Genomic DNA, 15,912 nt, shown 5'->3' with positions numbered 1-15,912 from the left:
CTTCAGGAGAGCCTTTCGTGACTCACAGCAACCGCATGCTTCTCGGCGTAAACATCGACCACGTGGCGACCCTGCGCCAGGCCCGGGGCACGCGTTACCCCGATCCGGTCAAGGCTGCCCTGGATGCCGAGGAAGCGGGCGCCGATGGCATCACCGTGCATCTGCGTGAAGACCGTCGGCACATCCAGGAGCGTGATGTGGTGCTGCTGAAGGACGTGCTGCAGACGCGCATGAACTTCGAGATGGGCGTCACCGAAGAGATGATGGCCTTTGCCGAGAAGATCCGACCGGCGCACATCTGCCTGGTACCCGAAACCCGTCAGGAACTGACCACCGAAGGCGGCCTTGACGTGGCGGGCCAGGAGGCACGGATCAAGGCTGCGGTTGAGCGGCTGTCGCGTACCGGTGCCGAAGTGTCGCTGTTCATCGATGCCGACGAGCGGCAGATCGAGGCGTCGCGTCGCGTTGGTGCGCCTGCCATCGAACTGCACACCGGGCGTTACGCCGATGCCGAAACCCCGACCGAAGTGGCCGAGGAGCTCAAGCGTATCGTCGATGGCGTGGCGTTTGGCGTGGGGCAGGGGCTGATCGTCAACGCCGGCCACGGGTTGCATTACCACAACGTCGAGGCGGTGGCGGCGATCAAGGGCATCAATGAGCTGAACATCGGTCATGCGCTGGTGGCGCATGCGCTGTTCGTCGGCTTCAAGGCCGCTGTGGCCGAGATGAAGGCGCTGATCGTGGCGGCTTCGCGCTAATCGTTGGTCGCCTGTACCGGCCTCTTCGCGGGCTTGCCCGCTCCCACAGGGATTGCACAAGCTTCGAGGCCTGTGGGAGCGGGCAAGCCCGCGAAGAGGCCGGTGCAGGCAGCCGATCACTCGGCAGGAAACACCAGGGTAAACCGGGTAGGCCCCAAGGGCCTGCTGCTGACCTCGACCCGCCCGCCGTGCAACTGCATGATCGATTTCACGATCGCCAGCCCCAACCCGGTCCCTCCCTCCAGCCGCGAGCGCCCCGAGCCCACCCGGTAAAATCGCTCGAACAAGCGCGACTGGTGCTCTTCAGCAATACCAGGCCCCTGGTTATCCACCGAAAGCCGAACTTCGCTGCCCACGCGCTCGATACGTAGTTCCACAGGCTTGTCATCGGGGCAGTGCCGAATGGCATTGCTCAACAGGTTCGACAGTGCCCGCTGAAACATCAGCCGATCACCCTGCGCCGTCCCCCAGCCTTGCACACGCAACTCAACCCCTTTCAGCTCGGCACTGAACGCAAACAGCTCGACAACCCGCGCCGTCTCGTCGGCCAATGCCATGGGCTTGAGCGCGACCTGGGCCTGGGGTTGGCTGACCTGGGCGAGAAACAGCATGTCATTGATGATGCGGTTGAGCCGGGTCAGTTCTTCGATGCTGTCTTCCAGCACTTCGCGGTAATTCGCGTTGTCCCGTTCGCGGGCCAGCGTCACTTGCGCCTTGCCCATCAGGTTACTCAACGGTGTGCGCAGTTCATGGGCCAGATCATCGGAGAACTGCGACAGCTGGCTGACGCCCTGATCGAGGCGGTCGAGCATCACGTTGATGCTGCTGGCCAGCTCTGCCAGCTCCAGCGGCAGGCCGGTAGCGGGAAGGCGATGTTGCAGGTCCTGGGCCGACACCCGCCCGGCGATGCGCCGGAAGTGCCGCAGTGGCCTCAGGCCGCGCTGCATCAGCCACCAGGCACCGGCCCCGATCAGCAACAGCAGTAACGGCAGCGCGAGCAACGTGGAGTGCAGGTAGGCCTGCAGCAGGGCGTTGTCGTCGGCGCGGTTGAGCGACATCATCACCTTCACCGGGGTATCGTCGCGCAGGCGCATCAGCCGGGTCACGGTGAGTATCTGGTTGTCATTGCTGTCGCGCCACGCATGAAAGGCCAGGCGCGTATCGGTGCGCAGCTCGCCTACCTGTGATTCCAGCGCCGGCCCGAGGCTGAGCAGGTGCGGGTGGCGGCCTTCGAGAGCCAGCACGCTGAGGCTGAGGTTATCGTGCCCCATCACCAGGTCGAGCAAGGGATGGGCGCGGCTGCCCAGGTCTTCGCTACGCAGGTCGACGCGCAGGTTGTGCTCGACCTGCAGCATCTTGCGCGCCAGGTCCTTGCGTGCGCGGCTGTCCAGTTCGTGATCGAGGGCGAACACGGCCAGGCAGGCCAGCAGCAGTACCAGTGCGGCGCCCATCAGCGTCACGCTCAGGCCCAGGCGCAGTGACAGGCTAGCGTTTTTCAAAAGCGTGCCTCGAGCACGTAGCCGACGCCACGCAGGGTATGGATCAGCTTGTTGTCGAACGGGTCGTCGATCTTGGCCCGCAGGCGCCGGATCGAAACCTCGACCACATTGGTGTCGCAGTCGAAGTTCATGTCCCACACCAGCGAGATGATCTGGGTGCGCGACAGCACCTCGCCGGTCTGACGCATCAGCAGGTGCAGCAGGGCGAATTCCTTGGCGGTCAGGTCGATACGCTGCCCGGCGCGGTAGGCACGGTGGCGGCCGGGGTCCAGCTCCAGATCGGCAACGCGCAGGGTGCTGGGCTGCAGTTGCTGGTCGTTGCGGCGTAGCAGGCTGCGGATACGGGCGAGCAGTTCCGGAAACTCGAAGGGCTTGAGCAGGTAATCGTCGGCACCCAGGTCCAGGCCCTTGACCCGGTCGGCCAGGCGGCCATGGGCGGTCAGCATCATGATGCGCGTGGCCGATTCGGCGCGCAGCCGCTGCAGCACGGTCCAGCCATCGAGCTCGGGCAGGTTGACGTCGAGGATGACCAGGTCGTAGGGCTGCTGGCGGGCCAGGTGCAGGCCATCGGTGCCGGTGTGGGCGCAGTCGACCACGTAGCCGTTCTCGCGCAGGCCCTGCTGCAGGTAGTCGGCGGTGCGCAGTTCGTCCTCGATGATCAGTAGACGCATGGATGGGCTCGGTGTGATGAAAGGGGGCGATTCTCGACCCTGTAGTGGCATCAGGGTCAAGGCGTGGGATGTTACGGCATGAGTAAGGGCGCGCGGCGCAGATAACGGATTTGTAATGCTGCCGTTATCTGGCTGTCTGTCAGGGCCCTATCGCCGGCAAGCCAGCTCCCACAGGTACTGCACAGTTCTCAAGACCTGTGGTGATGCTGTGGGAGCTGGCTTGCCGGCGATAGGGCCCGAACAGGCAAAACAGGGCCACATTGCAAGACTGTAATCCCCGCCTCACCTTGCCGTTAGCTGGCCCTCGCTAGGATGGCCGTATCTGATCGGCTATCACGAGGCAACCACGATGAACCTGACCAAATTCCTGCTGTTGGCCACCCTTGCCCTGGGCAGCGCCAGTGTTCACGCCGAGGGCGGTGCGGAACGTTCGAAACAATTCTGGCAAGCGTTCCGCGAAGACCAGCAGCGCCTGTACGGCGACAAGCAACAGGCCGTCGCAGAGCGTGAGCGCAAGGCACAGGAGAAGGCCCGCGAGTTGGCCAAGGATTGAGGTAACAACACCTGCGCCGCGACAGCTCCTCGGCGCAGGTATATTCAGGCGCCCAACCGGGCGCCTTTTTCATTTGCGTGCCAGCAGGGTGGCGCGGCGTGGAGCCGGCAGGCCTTCGATGGTCTTGCTGTGGTCGTTCGGGTCAAGGAAGTCGCCCAACGACTGGTAGCGCATCCACTCGGTGCTGCGCTGTTCCTCGACGCTGGTCACGCTCACGTCGACGCATCGCACATCGCTGAAACCGGCGCGGCGCAACCAGCGCTCCAAGGCCGGTACCGACGGCAGGTACCAGACGTTGCGCATCTGTGCATAGCGGTCCTCAGGTACCAGCACCTGGTTTTCGTCACCCTCGATCACCAGGGTTTCCAGCACCAGTTCCCCGCCTTTTACCAGGCAGTCCTTCAGCGCCAACAGGTGCTCGATGGGCGAGCGGCGGTGATAGAACACCCCCATGGAAAACACCGTGTCGAAACCTTCAAGGTTGGCCGGCAGGTCTTCCAGGGCGAACGGCAGGTGCCAGGCGGGCAGCTCTGGCAGGTATTGCTGGACGGCCTGGAACTGGCAGAAGAACAGCCAGTTGGGATCGACGCCAATCACCATGTCGGCACCGGCACCGAGCATGCGCCACTGGTAGTAGCCGTTGCCGCAGCCCACGTCGAGCACGCGCTTGCCCTTGAGGTCCAGGTGCGGGCCAACCCGCGACCATTTCCAGTCCGAACGCCATTCGGTGTCCACATGCACGCCGAACAGGTCGAAGGGGCCTTTGCGCCAAGGCGACAGGCCCATCAGTGCCTGATGCATCTGCGCGCGGGTCGCGTCATCGCAATCGCAGTCCAGGCGCAGCCCGTTGACCAGGTCGACTTCGCTCGGCTGCAGGGCGGGCAGGGCTTCCAGCGCACCGCGCCAGCGGTCGAGGTCACCATGGCCCTTCTCCAGCTTGGCTTCCAGTTGCGCTTGCAGGCCTTGCGACCAGGAAGCCAAGGGCGTGCCCGCCAGGCGGCGGACGAGGGGGGACAGATCGATCATGGCAGGGCAATCAACGAGGCGAAGTTAAGGCATTGGAACCAGGGCACCACCTTCGAGAAACCGGCTGCGCGCAGGCGCGCCTGGTGGGCTTCGAGGGTGTCGGGCTTCATCACGTTCTCGATGGCGCTGCGCTTCTGGGCAATTTCCAGTTCGCTGTAGCCATTGGCACGTTTGAAGTCCAGGTGCAGTTCATTGAGCAGGTCTTGCTGTTCCGCATCGGCGAAGCGCAGTTTTTCCGAGAGGATCAGCGCACCACCGGGCAAAAGCGCCTGGCGGATGCGGCCAAGCAGTTCCAGACGCTGGTCGGGGGCGACGAATTGCAGGGTGAAGTTCATCGCCACCACTGAGGCGGGCTCGAATGGCAGGGCCAGGATGTCGGCTTCCAGCACCTGCACCGGCAGCAGTTCCTGGAACATCGAGTCCTGGGCAGTGAGGTATTGGCGGCAACGCTCGACCATCGCCGCGGAGTTGTCCACGGCAATCACCCGGCAGCCATCACTGCGCACATGGCGGCGCAGCGACTGGGTAACGGCACCCAACGAGGCACCGAGGTCGTACAACGCGGTGTGCGGCTGGGCGAAGCGCGCGGCCAGCACGCCGAGGTTCTCGACGATGGTCGGGTAGCCTGGCACCGAGCGCTTGATCATGTCCGGGAACACGCGTACCACATCCTCGTTGAAGGCGAAGTCGGGCACTTGCTCCAGGGGCTGGGCGAAAAGGCGGTCGGGTTGTTTGCTCACGGGAGGGCTCGATACAGGGTGAAACGGAGACGCATTTTAGCCAAAGGCCGCGATTCTTGCCATGGCAGCGCTTCAGGGGCGGGGCGCCGAGGGGCCTCTGCCCCTAACAAGTGGCCGTTCAGGTTGCCCGGGACGGAGCTGCGGCCTTTAGCGGACGATGATCTTGCAGTCGAAGGTTTGTACGGGCGCAATATCTGCGGCCCACGGCTGCTGGTACACAAGCACCAACTGGCCATCGCCGGTACCGCTGGCCTGGTAGCGCCAGGTGGAGACACCGGCATTGCCGACCAGGTCTTCCTCCTCGGGAGCGCTGTACACCTCCGGGCCAAGGCTACGCAGTACATTGGCGGCGGGGTTTTCGACGCGCCAGCGATAGCCGGTGGATGGGTTGCTGGGCAGGGTCAGTGTCAGCACCTGGCCAACCTGCAGGCGTGTCGGGCATTCGCTTTCGGCGTCCAGTTCGACGGGTTGCGTAGGCTGTTGAGCGCAGGCGGAAATCAGGGCGAAGCTCAGGGGAACGAGCAGACGAGGGGCGGTCATGTTGGCTCCGGAGGCTGGCGATGGCCTGAGGATAACCGATGATCGAGGAGATTTGTGTTGCCTGTGCCGGCCTCTTCGCGGACTTGCCCGCTCCCACAGGTATTGCACAGTAATTGAAAACTGTGATTTCCCTGTAGGAGCGGGCAAGCCCGCGAAGGGGCCGGAGCAGCTCAGAACAGGACTTTGGCCACGTCGGCGAAGCGCTTGGCGAAATGCACGGTCAGGCCTTCGCGCAGGTAGTCCGGCAGTTCTTCATAGTCCCCGCGGTTAGGCTCCGGCAAGATCAGCTCGAAGATCTTCTGCCGCCGTGCTGCAATCACCTTCTCGCGCACACCGCCAATCGGCAGGACCTGCCCGGTCAGGGTCAGCTCGCCAGTCATGGCCACCCCTTTCTTCGGCGCCTGGTCACGGGCCAGCGACAGCAGGGCGCTGGCCATGGTGATACCGGCACTCGGGCCGTCCTTGGGCGTGGCGCCTTCGGGCACGTGCAGGTGAATGAACGCTTCGTTGAAGAAACCTGGGTCACCACCAAACTGCTTGAGGTTGGAGCTGACGTAGCTATAGGCGATTTCGGCCGACTCTTTCATCACCTCACCCAGCTTGCCGGTCAGCTTGAAGCCGCGGTTGAGGCTGTGGATGCGGGTGGCTTCGATCGGCAGCGTGGCGCCGCCCATGCTGGTCCAGGCCAGGCCAGTGATCACGCCTTTGCCGGCGAGCACCTGCTCGCTGCGGAACACGGGCATGCCGAGCGCAGCTTCCAGGTCCTTGGTGCCGATCTTCAGCTTGGCTTCGGGGTTGTCCAGCAGCTTGACCACGGCCTTGCGCACCAGCTTGCCCAGTTGTTTCTCCAATTGGCGTACCCCGGCTTCGCGGGCATAGCCTTCGATCACCGCACGCAGGGCGCTGTCGCTGATGCCGAGGCTGGTCTTGGCCACGCCAGCCTTTTCCAGCTGCTTGGGCCACAGGTGGCGCTTGGCGATAGCCAGTTTCTCTTCGGTGATATAGCCGGACAGGCGGATCACTTCCATACGGTCGAGCAATGGCCCGGGGATCGAGTCCAGGGTGTTGGCGGTGCACACGAACAGCACCTTGGACAGGTCCAGGCGCAGGTCGAGGTAGTGGTCGAGGAAGTCGACGTTCTGCTCTGGGTCCAGGGTTTCCAGCAGCGCTGAAGCCGGGTCGCCCTGATAGCTCTGGCCCATCTTGTCGATCTCGTCGAGCATGATCACCGGGTTCATCACTTCGACGTCCTTCAGGGCCTGTACCAGCTTGCCGGGCTGGGCGCCGATGTAGGTGCGGCGATGGCCCTTGATCTCGGCCTCGTCACGCATGCCGCCGACACTGAAGCGGTAGAACGGCCGGCCGAGCGATTCGGCGATGGATTTGCCGATGCTGGTCTTGCCTACCCCAGGCGGGCCCACCAGCAGCACGATCGAGCCGCTGATCTCGCCTTTCCAGGCGCCCACGGCAAGGAACTCGAGAATGCGCTCCTTGATGTCATCGAGGCCGGCGTGGTGCTGGTCGAGGACTTTGCGCGCGTGGTTGAGGTCGAGCTTGTCTTTGCCATACACACCCCAGGGCAGGGCGGTTGCCCAGTCCAGGTAGTTGCGGGTGACGGCGTATTCGGGCGAGCCGGTTTCGAGGATGGCCAGCTTGCCCATCTCTTCGTCGATGCGCTTGCGCGCCTGGTCCGGCAAGGTCTTGCCCTCGAGGCGCTGCTCGAACTGCTCCAGGTCGGCGCTGCGGTCGTCCTTGGTCAGGCCCAGCTCCTGCTGGATGACCTTGAGCTGTTCCTTGAGGAAGAACTCGCGCTGGTGCTCGCCGATCTGCCGGTTGACTTCGGCCGAGATCTCGTTCTGCAGGCGCGCGACCTCGACCTCTTTGCGCAGCATCGGCAGGACCTTTTCCATGCGTTTGAGCATGGGGACGCAGTCGAGCACTTCCTGCAACTGGTTGCCGGTGGCCGAGGTGAGGGCTGCGGCGAAGTCGGTGAGCGGCGAGGGGTCGTTGGGGCTGAAGCGGTTGAGGTAGTTCTTCAGCTCTTCGCTGTACAGCGGGTTGAGTGGCAGCAGTTCCTTGATCGCGTTGATCAGCGCCATGCCATAGGCCTTGACCTCGTCGGTCGGCTCGGCGGGCTGGCGCGGGTATTCGACCTCTACAAGATACGGCGGGCGGTGGTGCTTGAGCCAGGTACGGATTCGTACCCGGGTCAGGCCCTGGGCGACGAACTGCAGCTTGCCGTTTTCGCGGCTGGCGTGGTGCACCTTTACCAGCGTGCCGTACTGCGGCAGCGCCGAGGTATCGAAGTGGCGGTGGTCTTCTGGCGGGGTATCCATGAAGAACAGGGCCAGGCTGTGGTCTGGCGACTTGGCTACCAAGTCCAGGGTTTCTGCCCAAGGGTCTTCATTGACGATGACCGGCAGCACCTGGGCCGGGAAGAACGGACGGTTGTGGATCGGGATCACGTAGACCTTGTCCGGCAGCTGCTGGCCGGTCAGGGCGAGGGCGTGGCCGGTTTCGGCCTGGGGTGTGGTGTGTTCGACTTCGCTGTGTTCGTCGGGATGTTCCGGGAAATCCTGCTGGTCGCTCATGGTGCACCTGCGTGAATGACTATGGTGCTTAGATGGGGCGCGGAGGGATGGGTTTCAATGGTAGTTGAAGGGTGCAGAGAGGAGTGATGCCTGTACCGGCCTCTTCGCGGGTAAACCCGCTCCCACAGGTACGGCGCCGAACTTGGGGGCAGCGCCGTACCTGTGGGAGCGGGTTTACCCGCGAATGCGGCAGCAGGTTCACTGCCGCATATCTGGGTTACTCAGCCAGTTTGTAGGCGATGATGTAGTCGCCCATCCTGGTGCCCAGCGAGCCATGCCCGCCGGCAGTTACCAGCACGTACTGCTTGCCATCCTTGCCGGTGTAGGTCATGGGCGTGGCCTGGCCACCCGCGGGCAGGCGGGCTTTCCACAGTTCCTTGCCGTTGTTCACGTCATAGGCGCGCAGGTACTGGTCCAGGGTACCGCTGAGGAAGCCGACGCCACCAGCGGTGACGATCGAACCGCCCATGCTCGGCACGCCAACCGGCAGGCCGATCGGCACCGGGGTGCTGTCGCGGGTGGTGCCGTTCTTGTGCTTCCACACCACCTTGTTGGTGAACAGGTCGATGGCGGCGACATAGCCCCAGGCCGGGGCCTGGCACGGTACGCCCAGTGGCGACATGAACGGGTGCATGGTCACTGCGTACGGTGCGCCGGTGTTCGGCTGCACGCCGCTGGTCTCGCTTTCGCGCTTGCTGCCCTCGGCCACCTGCTCACGCGGGATCATCTTCGACACGAAGGCCATGTAGTTGGGCGAGGTGAACAGCAGTTGGCGCACCGGGTCGACAGACACGCTACCCCAGTTGAACACACCGACGTTGCCCGGGTAGACCAGCGAGCCTTGCTCGGACGGTGGAGTGTATTGGCCTTCGTAACGCAGTTCGCGGAACTGGATGCGGCACAGCATCTGGTCGAACGGCGTGGCGCCCCACATGGCCTGTTCGGTCAGCTCAGGGCCGAGCAGGTTGAGGTCGGAGCGGGCCTGGGTCGGCGAGGTGTGGTCACCCTTCACCGCACCTTGAGGGGTGGGGATCTCGCGGATCGGCACGATCGGCGTACCGTCGCGGCGGTCGAGCACGTACAGGCTGCCTTGCTTGGTCGGCACGATGATTGCCGGCTTCACGCCATCGTCGGTCTTCAGGTGGACCAGGGTCGGCTGGCTGCCGACGTCCATGTCCCACAGGTCGTGGTGGGTGAACTGGTAGTTCCAGCGAGCCTTGCCGGTGGCCAGGTCGAGTGCGACCACGCCGGCGCTGTACTTCTCGGCGCCCGGGGTGCGGTCGGCGCCCCACTGGTCCGGGGTCTGGTTGCCCAGTGGCAGGTAGATCATGCCGAGGTCTTCATCGACGCTGGCGATCGACCACATGTTGGCCGAGTTGCGGCTGTACATCTTGCCGGGGGCCAGTGGCTGGGTGTCGTCCGGGTTGTTGCTGTCCCAGTTCCACACCAGGTGACCATCGTGTACATCGTAGGCGCGGATCACGCCGGATGGCTCGTTGGTCGACTCGTTGTCGGTGACGTGGCCACCGATGATCACCAGGTCACGGGTGATTGCGGCTGGCGAGGTGGAGTAGTAGCCGCCAGCGGTGAACGGGCCGATGCCGGTGGTGAGGTCGATCACGCCCTGATTGGCGAAGCCTTCGCAGACCTTGCCGTTGTCGGCATTGATGGCGATCAGGCGGGCGTCCGCAGTCGGCAGGTAGAGGCGGCGAGGGCAGGCCTGGGCCACGGCTTGGCCGGCGTCGGTAATTTTCGGTGCCGGGCTGCCGTCGCGGCTGACGTAACGGTTTTCGTCATAGTACGAAACGCCACGGCAGGTCATGTGGGCAAAGCCTTTGAAGGTACCGACGGGGCTCTTGACCTGTGGATCAAAGCGCCAGATTTCCGCGCCGGTGTCCGGGTCCAGGGCCAGCAAGCGGCTATGCGCGGTGCAGGCATAGAGCATGCCGTTGACCTTCAGTGGGGTGTTCTGGTTGGTCAGCTCCACAGGGTCGTTTTCGGTCGGCAGGTCACCGGTGCGGATGCGCCAGGCCTCTTCCAGGCGGTAAGCGTTCTGCGGGGTGATCTGGCGCAGTGGCGAATAGCGGTCGCCGTGCTCGGTGCGGCCGTAGGCCTGCCATTCACCGTCGGGCATGGCCGGGGCGGCGCTGGCCATTTCGCTGCTGTCGCGGCCCAGTTCGCCAAACACTTCACCGGGGTGGGTGAACTGGCTGCCCAGGGCACAAGCGCCAGATGCTACCACTGCAACGCCGAGCAGCGCAGTGTTGGCCTTGCTGGCCGGGCCGACCAGCGGACGACGCGCCCAAGGCAGCAGCAGGACCACGCCGATGGCAAACCAGATGGCCAGGCGTGGGACCAGTTGCCACCAGTCCAGGCCCACTTCGAACAGGGCCCATGCGGTGCTGCCCAGCAGTACCAGGCCGTACAGGCCCAGGGCGATGCGGCGTTGGGCCAGCAGCAGGATACCAGACAGGGCAAAGCCGATTCCGGCGATCAGGTAGTACAGCGATCCGCCCAGCTGGCTCAGCTTGATGCCGCCAGCCAGCAGGGCCAAGCCCATCAGCAACAGCAGCGCGCCGATCAGGCGCGGTAGCCAGCGGCTTCCATTGTTGGCACCTTCAGTGCTCATCGTAGGTTCTCCGTCAGGTCAAGAAAGGGGTTAGAAACTGCTCTGGATCTTCAGGCCGCCGATCAGGGCGCCATCGACTTGCGACACCCCGCCCGGGTGGCGGATGTACTGCAGGTTGGGGCGTACCGTGAGCCAGTCGGCCAAGTGGATGCCGTAATACAGCTCGGCGCTGTACTCGGTGTCCTGTACCGGCAGGAAACCGGGGTTGTCATAGTCGTCGATGCCGGCGGCCTGGTTGACCAGACGCGCGTTCTTGCGATAGGCAGGGTTGACGTGCACGCGGGCGAGGGCGAAACCGATGTCGTCCTTGGCGCGGGCGTCGAATGGCCCTTTGTATACCAGTCCTGCCTGAACATAGTTGTCGATGGCATTGGTCTTCTTGTCGTGCACCGTGGCGTTGGCGAACAGGCTCAGGCCACGCGACTGGTCGGACGCCAGCGAAGTCACCTGCTGCTGGGCGCCGAGCCACAAGCCGTGCTTGCTCGAACTGCTGCGGTAGGCGGCGCCGCTGAGGGCTGCCGGCTGGCCATTGCTGTCCTTGAGAACATCCTGTGCCTTGGCATTACTGTAGTAGTAGCCGGCGCGATATTCCCCTTTCAGGCCATTGACCTGTGGGCTCCATACCAGTTCGATCGGCATTACCGCGCCTTGGGTGCCGCTGCCGCTGAGCTTGAAGCCGTTGCCCGACTCCAGGTTGGAGGGGTTCTGCTCGTACACGCCGACCTGGGCGTAGAGCGCATCGCTGAGGTTGTAGCGGACGCGCAGGGCCCACTGGCTGACCGGCCAGTTGTACCAGATGCCACCTACCCAGTTGCCTACCTGCGAGCCGCAGAAGGCCAGGTTCTGGAAGTCGCAGGGGAAGCTGTTGAAGTCTTCGCCTTCGCCGAAACGGCCGAATTTCACATCCAGTGCGCCATCGAAGTACTTCTGCTTGATCCACATCTGCGTCAGCCGCCAGGTTTCGCCACGGCCCCAGACCTCCTGGGCCGAGGTGAAGCCGCCGACACGCGGGTCGTTGATACGGTCGTTGCTGATGTTGTCGCCGTGGCGCTCGGTAATGGTCAGCTGGAATTCGGTGTCGTTCCAGCCGAGGACCTTCTCCAGGTCCAGGTGGCTGCCGAAGGTGAACTGGTCGCTGTAGCGCGCGGTGCGGTCGTGGTCGTAGCCACCATGCAGGTTGCTGCCCATCTCGCCGGTGTAGCCGAGGGTAAAGTCGTAGCCTTTTTCCAGCAGTTCGCTGCGGGTGCCCCCCCAGTCGCCGAGCATCCATGGCGAATCGCTGGCGAACATCTCGCTGGCGCTGCTGGGAGCCGCCAGGGCGCTGAGGGCTAGGCCGATGTAACAGGTTTTGGGCAGTTGGAGCATGAGATAGCGCTATCTTCTGATTGTTGAATAAACGGCAAGCGCATCGAAGGGCGGGCCCTTCAATGGAAATGGCGACAAGATGGTCTCGATGAAGCGATTCAGCTTGCGGCGGGGAGGATATAGGGGAAGTTGTAAGAAAAAAAGACAAATTGTCGCAGTGGATTGTTGCTGATATGGCAACAGTCCAGAGCTTACGAGCTCTTTGTGGGAGCGGGCGCGCCCGCGAACACCGGCGGAGCCGGTGCCATCCACCGCGTCGGTTTCTTCGCGGGCATGTCCGCTCCCACAGATACTGATTTGCAATCAGAAGGTGGTACGCAGACCCACTTCCACACTACGCCCCGGCGCCGGGGCGATGTCGCGCAGGATCGAACTGGCATAGCGCACGGTCTGGTCAGTCAGGTTCTCGCCGCGCACAAACGCCAGCCACTGGCTCTGGCCAACTTCGAAGCGGTAACCAACGCTGGCCCCTAGCGTGGTATAGCCATCAGTGCTGGTTTCGTTGGCCGGTTTGCGATGCTGAGACGCAGCGTGTTGCACGTCGACCCGCGCCTGCCAGCGGTCCAGCTCCCAGACCAGGCCGCTGTTCAGGCGCAGCGGGGCGATGCGGGGCAGCGGCTCGCCACTGTCCAGGTTCTTGGCCCGGGTGTAGTCACCAGACACTTCCAACGCGAAGCTGCCGTAACGGTTCTCGGCCAGCTGCCAGCGATCCTGGGCCTCGATGCCATAGAATCGCGCCCGCACGCCCTGATACTGGTACTCCGGGAAACCGCCGTGGTCATGATCGTGATCATGGTCGTGGTCATCCTCATCATGATCGTGGTCATGCCCCTCGCGGATGTTGCCGGTGCTGATCAGGCCGATGTAGTTGCGGAAGTGGCTGTAGAACACCCCGACACTGCCCTTGTGGGTGCCGTTGTCGAAACGCAGGGCCAGGTCGGCGGAAACGGCTTTTTCCTTGTTCAGGCTGGCATCGCCGACTTCAAAGGCTCCGGTGGCCACGTGAGCACCATTGGCATACAGCTCGTAGAAGGTCGGGGCGCGCTCGGTGTAGCCGAGGTTGGCGGCCAGCGACCAGACCGGGTCGAGCTGGTACACCGCCCCGGAAGACAGACTGAAGGCGTTGAAACTGCTGGCGCTGTCGGCGTCGGCGAAGTTCTCGTTGCCTTTGGCATCCGGATCGACCCGGGTGTGCTCCATGCGTGCACCCAGGCTCAGGTTGAGGCGCTCGGTGGCTTGCCACTGCTCCAGCATGAACAGCGCCAGGCTGTCGGTGTCGGTGTGCGGGACGAAGGCTTCCTCGCCCAACGCGGAGAATTCGTTGCGGCTGACCTGGGCACCGATCACGCCTTCTACCGGCCCGAGCGGTTGGTGGCGAGCTTCGATACGTGCTTCATAACCCTTGTTCCTGAAGGTGGTGTGGACCTCGCCTTCTTCGATTTCACGATGCTCGTAGTCGGTGTAGCCGGCATCGACCTTGATCGAAGTGAACGGGCCGTCCAGGTCGCGCAGCTCGGAGGCGAAGGCGTAATGGTCCTGCTTCATGTCCAGGCGCACACCTGGCTCGGCCACCGAGCCATAGTTACTGTCGTAGCGGCTGTACGACAGGCCGGCGTAACCGTGGTCCCAATGGTAGGCGCCACCCAGGGCGCCACCGTCCTGGCGGCCGTCGCTGTTTTCCAGGCGGTGCTTGCTGCCGGGTTCGTCGGCATCGCGCACCTTGGAACTGCGCGCGTAACCGGGGATGCGCAGGTCGTTGAACTGGCGGCTGTTGGCATCCAGGTGCAGGGCGAAGGCACCGTTGCCGGCTTCCAGCTTGCCAGCGCTGCTGCGGGTGGTATCGGCGCCGCCGTAGCGCAGTTCACCGGCACCGTGGATGCCCTCGATGGGGGCATCCGGGATGCGGTTGTCGAAGGTATTGACCACGCCGCCGATGGCGTTGCCGCCGTAGAGCAGGGCGGCCGGGCCACGGACGATCTCGACACGGTCGACGGTCACCGGGTCCAGCGGCACGGCGTGGTCGTAGGACAGTGATGAAGCGTCGAGGGCGCCGACGCCATTGCGCAGGATGCGAATACGGTCGCCATCCAGGCCACGAATTACCGGGCGACTGGCGCCAGGGCCGAACCAGGTGGAGGCGACTCCGGGCTGCTTGTTCAGGGTTTCACCGAGGCTGCCGTGCTGCTGTTGCAGCAGGTTGTCGCCTTCGAGCACGGTGCTGGGGGCGGCCAGCTGGCTGTTACCCAAAGGGTTGGCGGTGATGACCTGGGGCTCGAGCTCCACCGCTTGGCTGGGTGGTGCGGCAAGCCAGAGCGCGACGGCGAGGGGAGAGAGGCGAAGCGGTGTGTGCAGCATGGGGATGGGGCGTTCCTTGGCAGATGCTTTTGTAATGTTACAATATAACATCTCTATTTCAGCACAGAGGTTTTGCGCCTGGCCAGCGGTTTCTCTGTTGACTCACCTGATCCCACCCACCACTACACTCGTGTAAGGTGCGCATCTTTCCTACGGAGCACTGGCATGAGCACGGCCCAACACAACGCGCTGCACGGCAAGACCCTCGAACAGATCCTCACCGAGCTGGTGGCGCACTACCAATGGCAGGGCCTGGCCGAGCGCATCGATGTGCGCTGCTTCAAAAGCAACCCGACCATCAAGTCGAGCCTGACCTTCCTGCGCAAGACGCCGTGGGCACGGGAAAAGGTCGAGCAGCTGTACGTGAAGCTGCAGCGTCAGGCCTGACATGCCGCGTCGCCCCTGGCTGACCGGCATGGCCGTGCTGGGCTGGTTCGGCCTGACCGTGCAGGTGTATCTGGTGCTGCTGGCGCGCTGGCAGGAGCAGGCCAGCCTGGTGGGTGGCCTGATCAATGTGTTCGGGTATTTCACCGTGTTGACCAACACCCTGGTGGCAACGGTGCTCAGTTATGCGGCGTTTGGCCGGGAAGGCCGTGCCAAACGCTTTTTCCTGTCGCCTTCGGTGAGTTCCGCAGTGGCTGCCAGCATCGTGCTGGTGGCATTGGCCTACAGCGTGCTTTTGCGTCACTTGTGGCAACCGCAGGGCTGGCAATGGCTGGCGGACGAGTTGCTGCACGATGTGATGCCCGTGCTATATGCCTTGTACTGGTGGTGCGAGGTGCCCAAAGGTAGGTTGCGGCTATGGCATCTGCTGGTCTGGGCGGTTTATCCGGCGACGTATTTTGCCTACGCGCTGTGGCGTGGGAGCGAGATTGGCGTGTATGCCTACCCGTTCATCGACGTGGCGAGCCTGGGGTATGGGCAGGTAGTGCTCAATGCCCTGGGGGTGTTGGCGGGGTTCTGGGGGATTGGGCTGGTGTTGCTGGGGCTGGATCGGTGGCGGGGGCTGCACAGATTGGCTTGACCTGCACTGGCCCTATCGCCGGCAAGCCAGCTCTCATAGAACAACACATGACTCATTGGTTCGGCGAGGTTCTGTAGGAGCAGCCTTGGGGGGGGGGGGGGGGGGGGGGGGGGGGGGGGGGGGGGGGGGGGGGGGGGGCGGGGGGGGGGGGGGGGGGGGTG

The 15,912-nt window shown here is 63.9% G+C and carries 13 protein-coding genes; 4 read left to right on the top strand and 9 right to left on the bottom strand.

Translation table 11 applies throughout. From position 1 onward, the window contains the following. The first annotated feature begins 35 nt into the window (after window positions 1-35). Window positions 36-758: a pyridoxine 5'-phosphate synthase gene (gene pdxJ / locus ACLCGK_RS08080; RefSeq protein WP_153670549.1), complete on the top strand. Its 723-nt coding sequence runs from the start codon at window positions 36-38 to the stop codon at window positions 756-758. A 116-nt stretch (window positions 759-874) separates the two neighbouring features. Here pdxJ and ACLCGK_RS08075 read toward each other — a convergent pair whose 3' ends face one another. Together ACLCGK_RS08075 and ACLCGK_RS08070 are read right to left on the bottom strand one after the other, a co-directional pair. Beyond that, on the bottom strand, window positions 875-2,257 hold the full coding sequence (locus tag ACLCGK_RS08075) for a heavy metal sensor histidine kinase (RefSeq protein ID WP_410951780.1): 1,383 nt from the start codon (window positions 2,255-2,257) through the stop codon (window positions 875-877). After that, entirely contained in the window at window positions 2,254-2,928 is a 675-nt protein-coding gene (locus ACLCGK_RS08070) for a heavy metal response regulator transcription factor (RefSeq protein WP_003258489.1), read from the bottom strand. The genes ACLCGK_RS08075 and ACLCGK_RS08070 overlap by 4 nt, the downstream gene beginning before the upstream one ends. Window positions 2,929-3,277: 349 nt before the next feature. Here ACLCGK_RS08070 and ACLCGK_RS08065 point away from each other — a divergent pair, with 349 nt between their 5' ends. Beyond that, entirely contained in the window at window positions 3,278-3,481 is a 204-nt protein-coding gene (locus tag ACLCGK_RS08065; protein WP_015271591.1) for a hypothetical protein, read from the top strand. Window positions 3,482-3,550: 69 nt separating this feature from the next. Here the strand turns inward: ACLCGK_RS08065 and cmoB are convergent, their stop codons facing one another. The 7 genes from cmoB to ACLCGK_RS08030 form a co-directional block, all read right to left on the bottom strand. Continuing rightward, window positions 3,551-4,507, bottom strand: coding sequence for a tRNA 5-methoxyuridine(34)/uridine 5-oxyacetic acid(34) synthase CmoB (gene cmoB, locus ACLCGK_RS08060; protein ID WP_013973989.1), 957 nt, complete (start codon window positions 4,505-4,507; stop codon window positions 3,551-3,553). Continuing rightward, window positions 4,504-5,247: a carboxy-S-adenosyl-L-methionine synthase CmoA gene (cmoA, locus tag ACLCGK_RS08055; RefSeq protein ID WP_015271589.1), complete on the bottom strand. Its 744-nt coding sequence runs from the start codon at window positions 5,245-5,247 to the stop codon at window positions 4,504-4,506. Before cmoA ends, cmoB begins: the two co-directional genes overlap by 4 nt. A 147-nt stretch (window positions 5,248-5,394) precedes the next feature. Beyond that, window positions 5,395-5,787, bottom strand: a complete 393-nt coding sequence (locus ACLCGK_RS08050) for a protease inhibitor I42 family protein (RefSeq protein ID WP_013973987.1) — start codon at window positions 5,785-5,787, stop codon at window positions 5,395-5,397. 170 nt (window positions 5,788-5,957) lie between these two features. After that, window positions 5,958-8,378: an endopeptidase La gene (gene lon, locus ACLCGK_RS08045; protein ID WP_410951779.1), complete on the bottom strand. Its 2,421-nt coding sequence runs from the start codon at window positions 8,376-8,378 to the stop codon at window positions 5,958-5,960. A 217-nt stretch (window positions 8,379-8,595) separates the two neighbouring features. Continuing rightward, on the bottom strand, window positions 8,596-11,007 hold the full coding sequence (locus ACLCGK_RS08040; protein WP_013973985.1) for a glucose/quinate/shikimate family membrane-bound PQQ-dependent dehydrogenase: 2,412 nt from the start codon (window positions 11,005-11,007) through the stop codon (window positions 8,596-8,598). Window positions 11,008-11,037: 30 nt separating this feature from the next. Next, complete coding sequence (locus tag ACLCGK_RS08035; RefSeq protein ID WP_410951778.1) at window positions 11,038-12,372, bottom strand: carbohydrate porin; 1,335 nt, start codon at window positions 12,370-12,372, stop codon at window positions 11,038-11,040. A 303-nt stretch (window positions 12,373-12,675) separates the two neighbouring features. Beyond that, complete coding sequence (locus tag ACLCGK_RS08030; RefSeq protein WP_410951777.1) at window positions 12,676-14,727, bottom strand: TonB-dependent receptor; 2,052 nt, start codon at window positions 14,725-14,727, stop codon at window positions 12,676-12,678. A 165-nt stretch (window positions 14,728-14,892) separates the two neighbouring features. On the opposite strand from ACLCGK_RS08030, the gene ACLCGK_RS08025 reads away from it, so the two are divergent. Together ACLCGK_RS08025 and ACLCGK_RS08020 are read left to right on the top strand one after the other, a co-directional pair. Further along, a complete protein-coding gene (locus tag ACLCGK_RS08025; RefSeq protein ID WP_003252112.1) occupies window positions 14,893-15,114 on the top strand; it encodes a VF530 family DNA-binding protein in 222 nt (73 codons plus the stop codon). A gap of 1 nt (window position 15,115) precedes the next feature. Next, the gene (locus tag ACLCGK_RS08020; RefSeq protein ID WP_015271585.1) at window positions 15,116-15,751 is read left to right on the top strand and encodes a Pr6Pr family membrane protein; all 636 of its coding nucleotides are present in this window, start codon (window positions 15,116-15,118) and stop codon (window positions 15,749-15,751) included. Window positions 15,752-15,912: the final 161 nt, after the last annotated feature.

Source organism: Pseudomonas sp. S1(2024) (assembly GCF_046557535.1).
Note: the sequence above shows the minus strand (reverse complement) of the source record. Positions and strands in the feature narration are given on the sequence as shown.

Excerpts from the sequence above, each read along its gene's own strand:
- ACLCGK_RS08070 (WP_003258489.1), bottom strand. The coding sequence starts at position 2,928 with ATGCGTCTACTGATCATCGAGGACGAACTGCGCACCGCCGACTACCTG.
- ACLCGK_RS08035 (WP_410951778.1), bottom strand. The coding sequence starts at position 12,372 with ATGCTCCAACTGCCCAAAACCTGTTACATCGGCCTAGCCCTCAGCGCC.
- pdxJ (WP_153670549.1), top strand. The coding sequence starts at position 36 with ATGCTTCTCGGCGTAAACATCGACCACGTGGCGACCCTGCGCCAGGCC.
- ACLCGK_RS08020 (WP_015271585.1), top strand. The coding sequence starts at position 15,116 with ATGCCGCGTCGCCCCTGGCTGACCGGCATGGCCGTGCTGGGCTGGTTC.
- ACLCGK_RS08050 (WP_013973987.1), bottom strand. The coding sequence starts at position 5,787 with ATGACCGCCCCTCGTCTGCTCGTTCCCCTGAGCTTCGCCCTGATTTCC.
- ACLCGK_RS08065 (WP_015271591.1), top strand. The coding sequence starts at position 3,278 with ATGAACCTGACCAAATTCCTGCTGTTGGCCACCCTTGCCCTGGGCAGC.
- lon (WP_410951779.1), bottom strand. The coding sequence starts at position 8,378 with ATGAGCGACCAGCAGGATTTCCCGGAACATCCCGACGAACACAGCGAA.
- ACLCGK_RS08030 (WP_410951777.1), bottom strand. The coding sequence starts at position 14,727 with ATGCTGCACACACCGCTTCGCCTCTCTCCCCTCGCCGTCGCGCTCTGG.
- cmoB (WP_013973989.1), bottom strand. The coding sequence starts at position 4,507 with ATGATCGATCTGTCCCCCCTCGTCCGCCGCCTGGCGGGCACGCCCTTG.
- ACLCGK_RS08040 (WP_013973985.1), bottom strand. The coding sequence starts at position 11,007 with ATGAGCACTGAAGGTGCCAACAATGGAAGCCGCTGGCTACCGCGCCTG.
- ACLCGK_RS08025 (WP_003252112.1), top strand. The coding sequence starts at position 14,893 with ATGAGCACGGCCCAACACAACGCGCTGCACGGCAAGACCCTCGAACAG.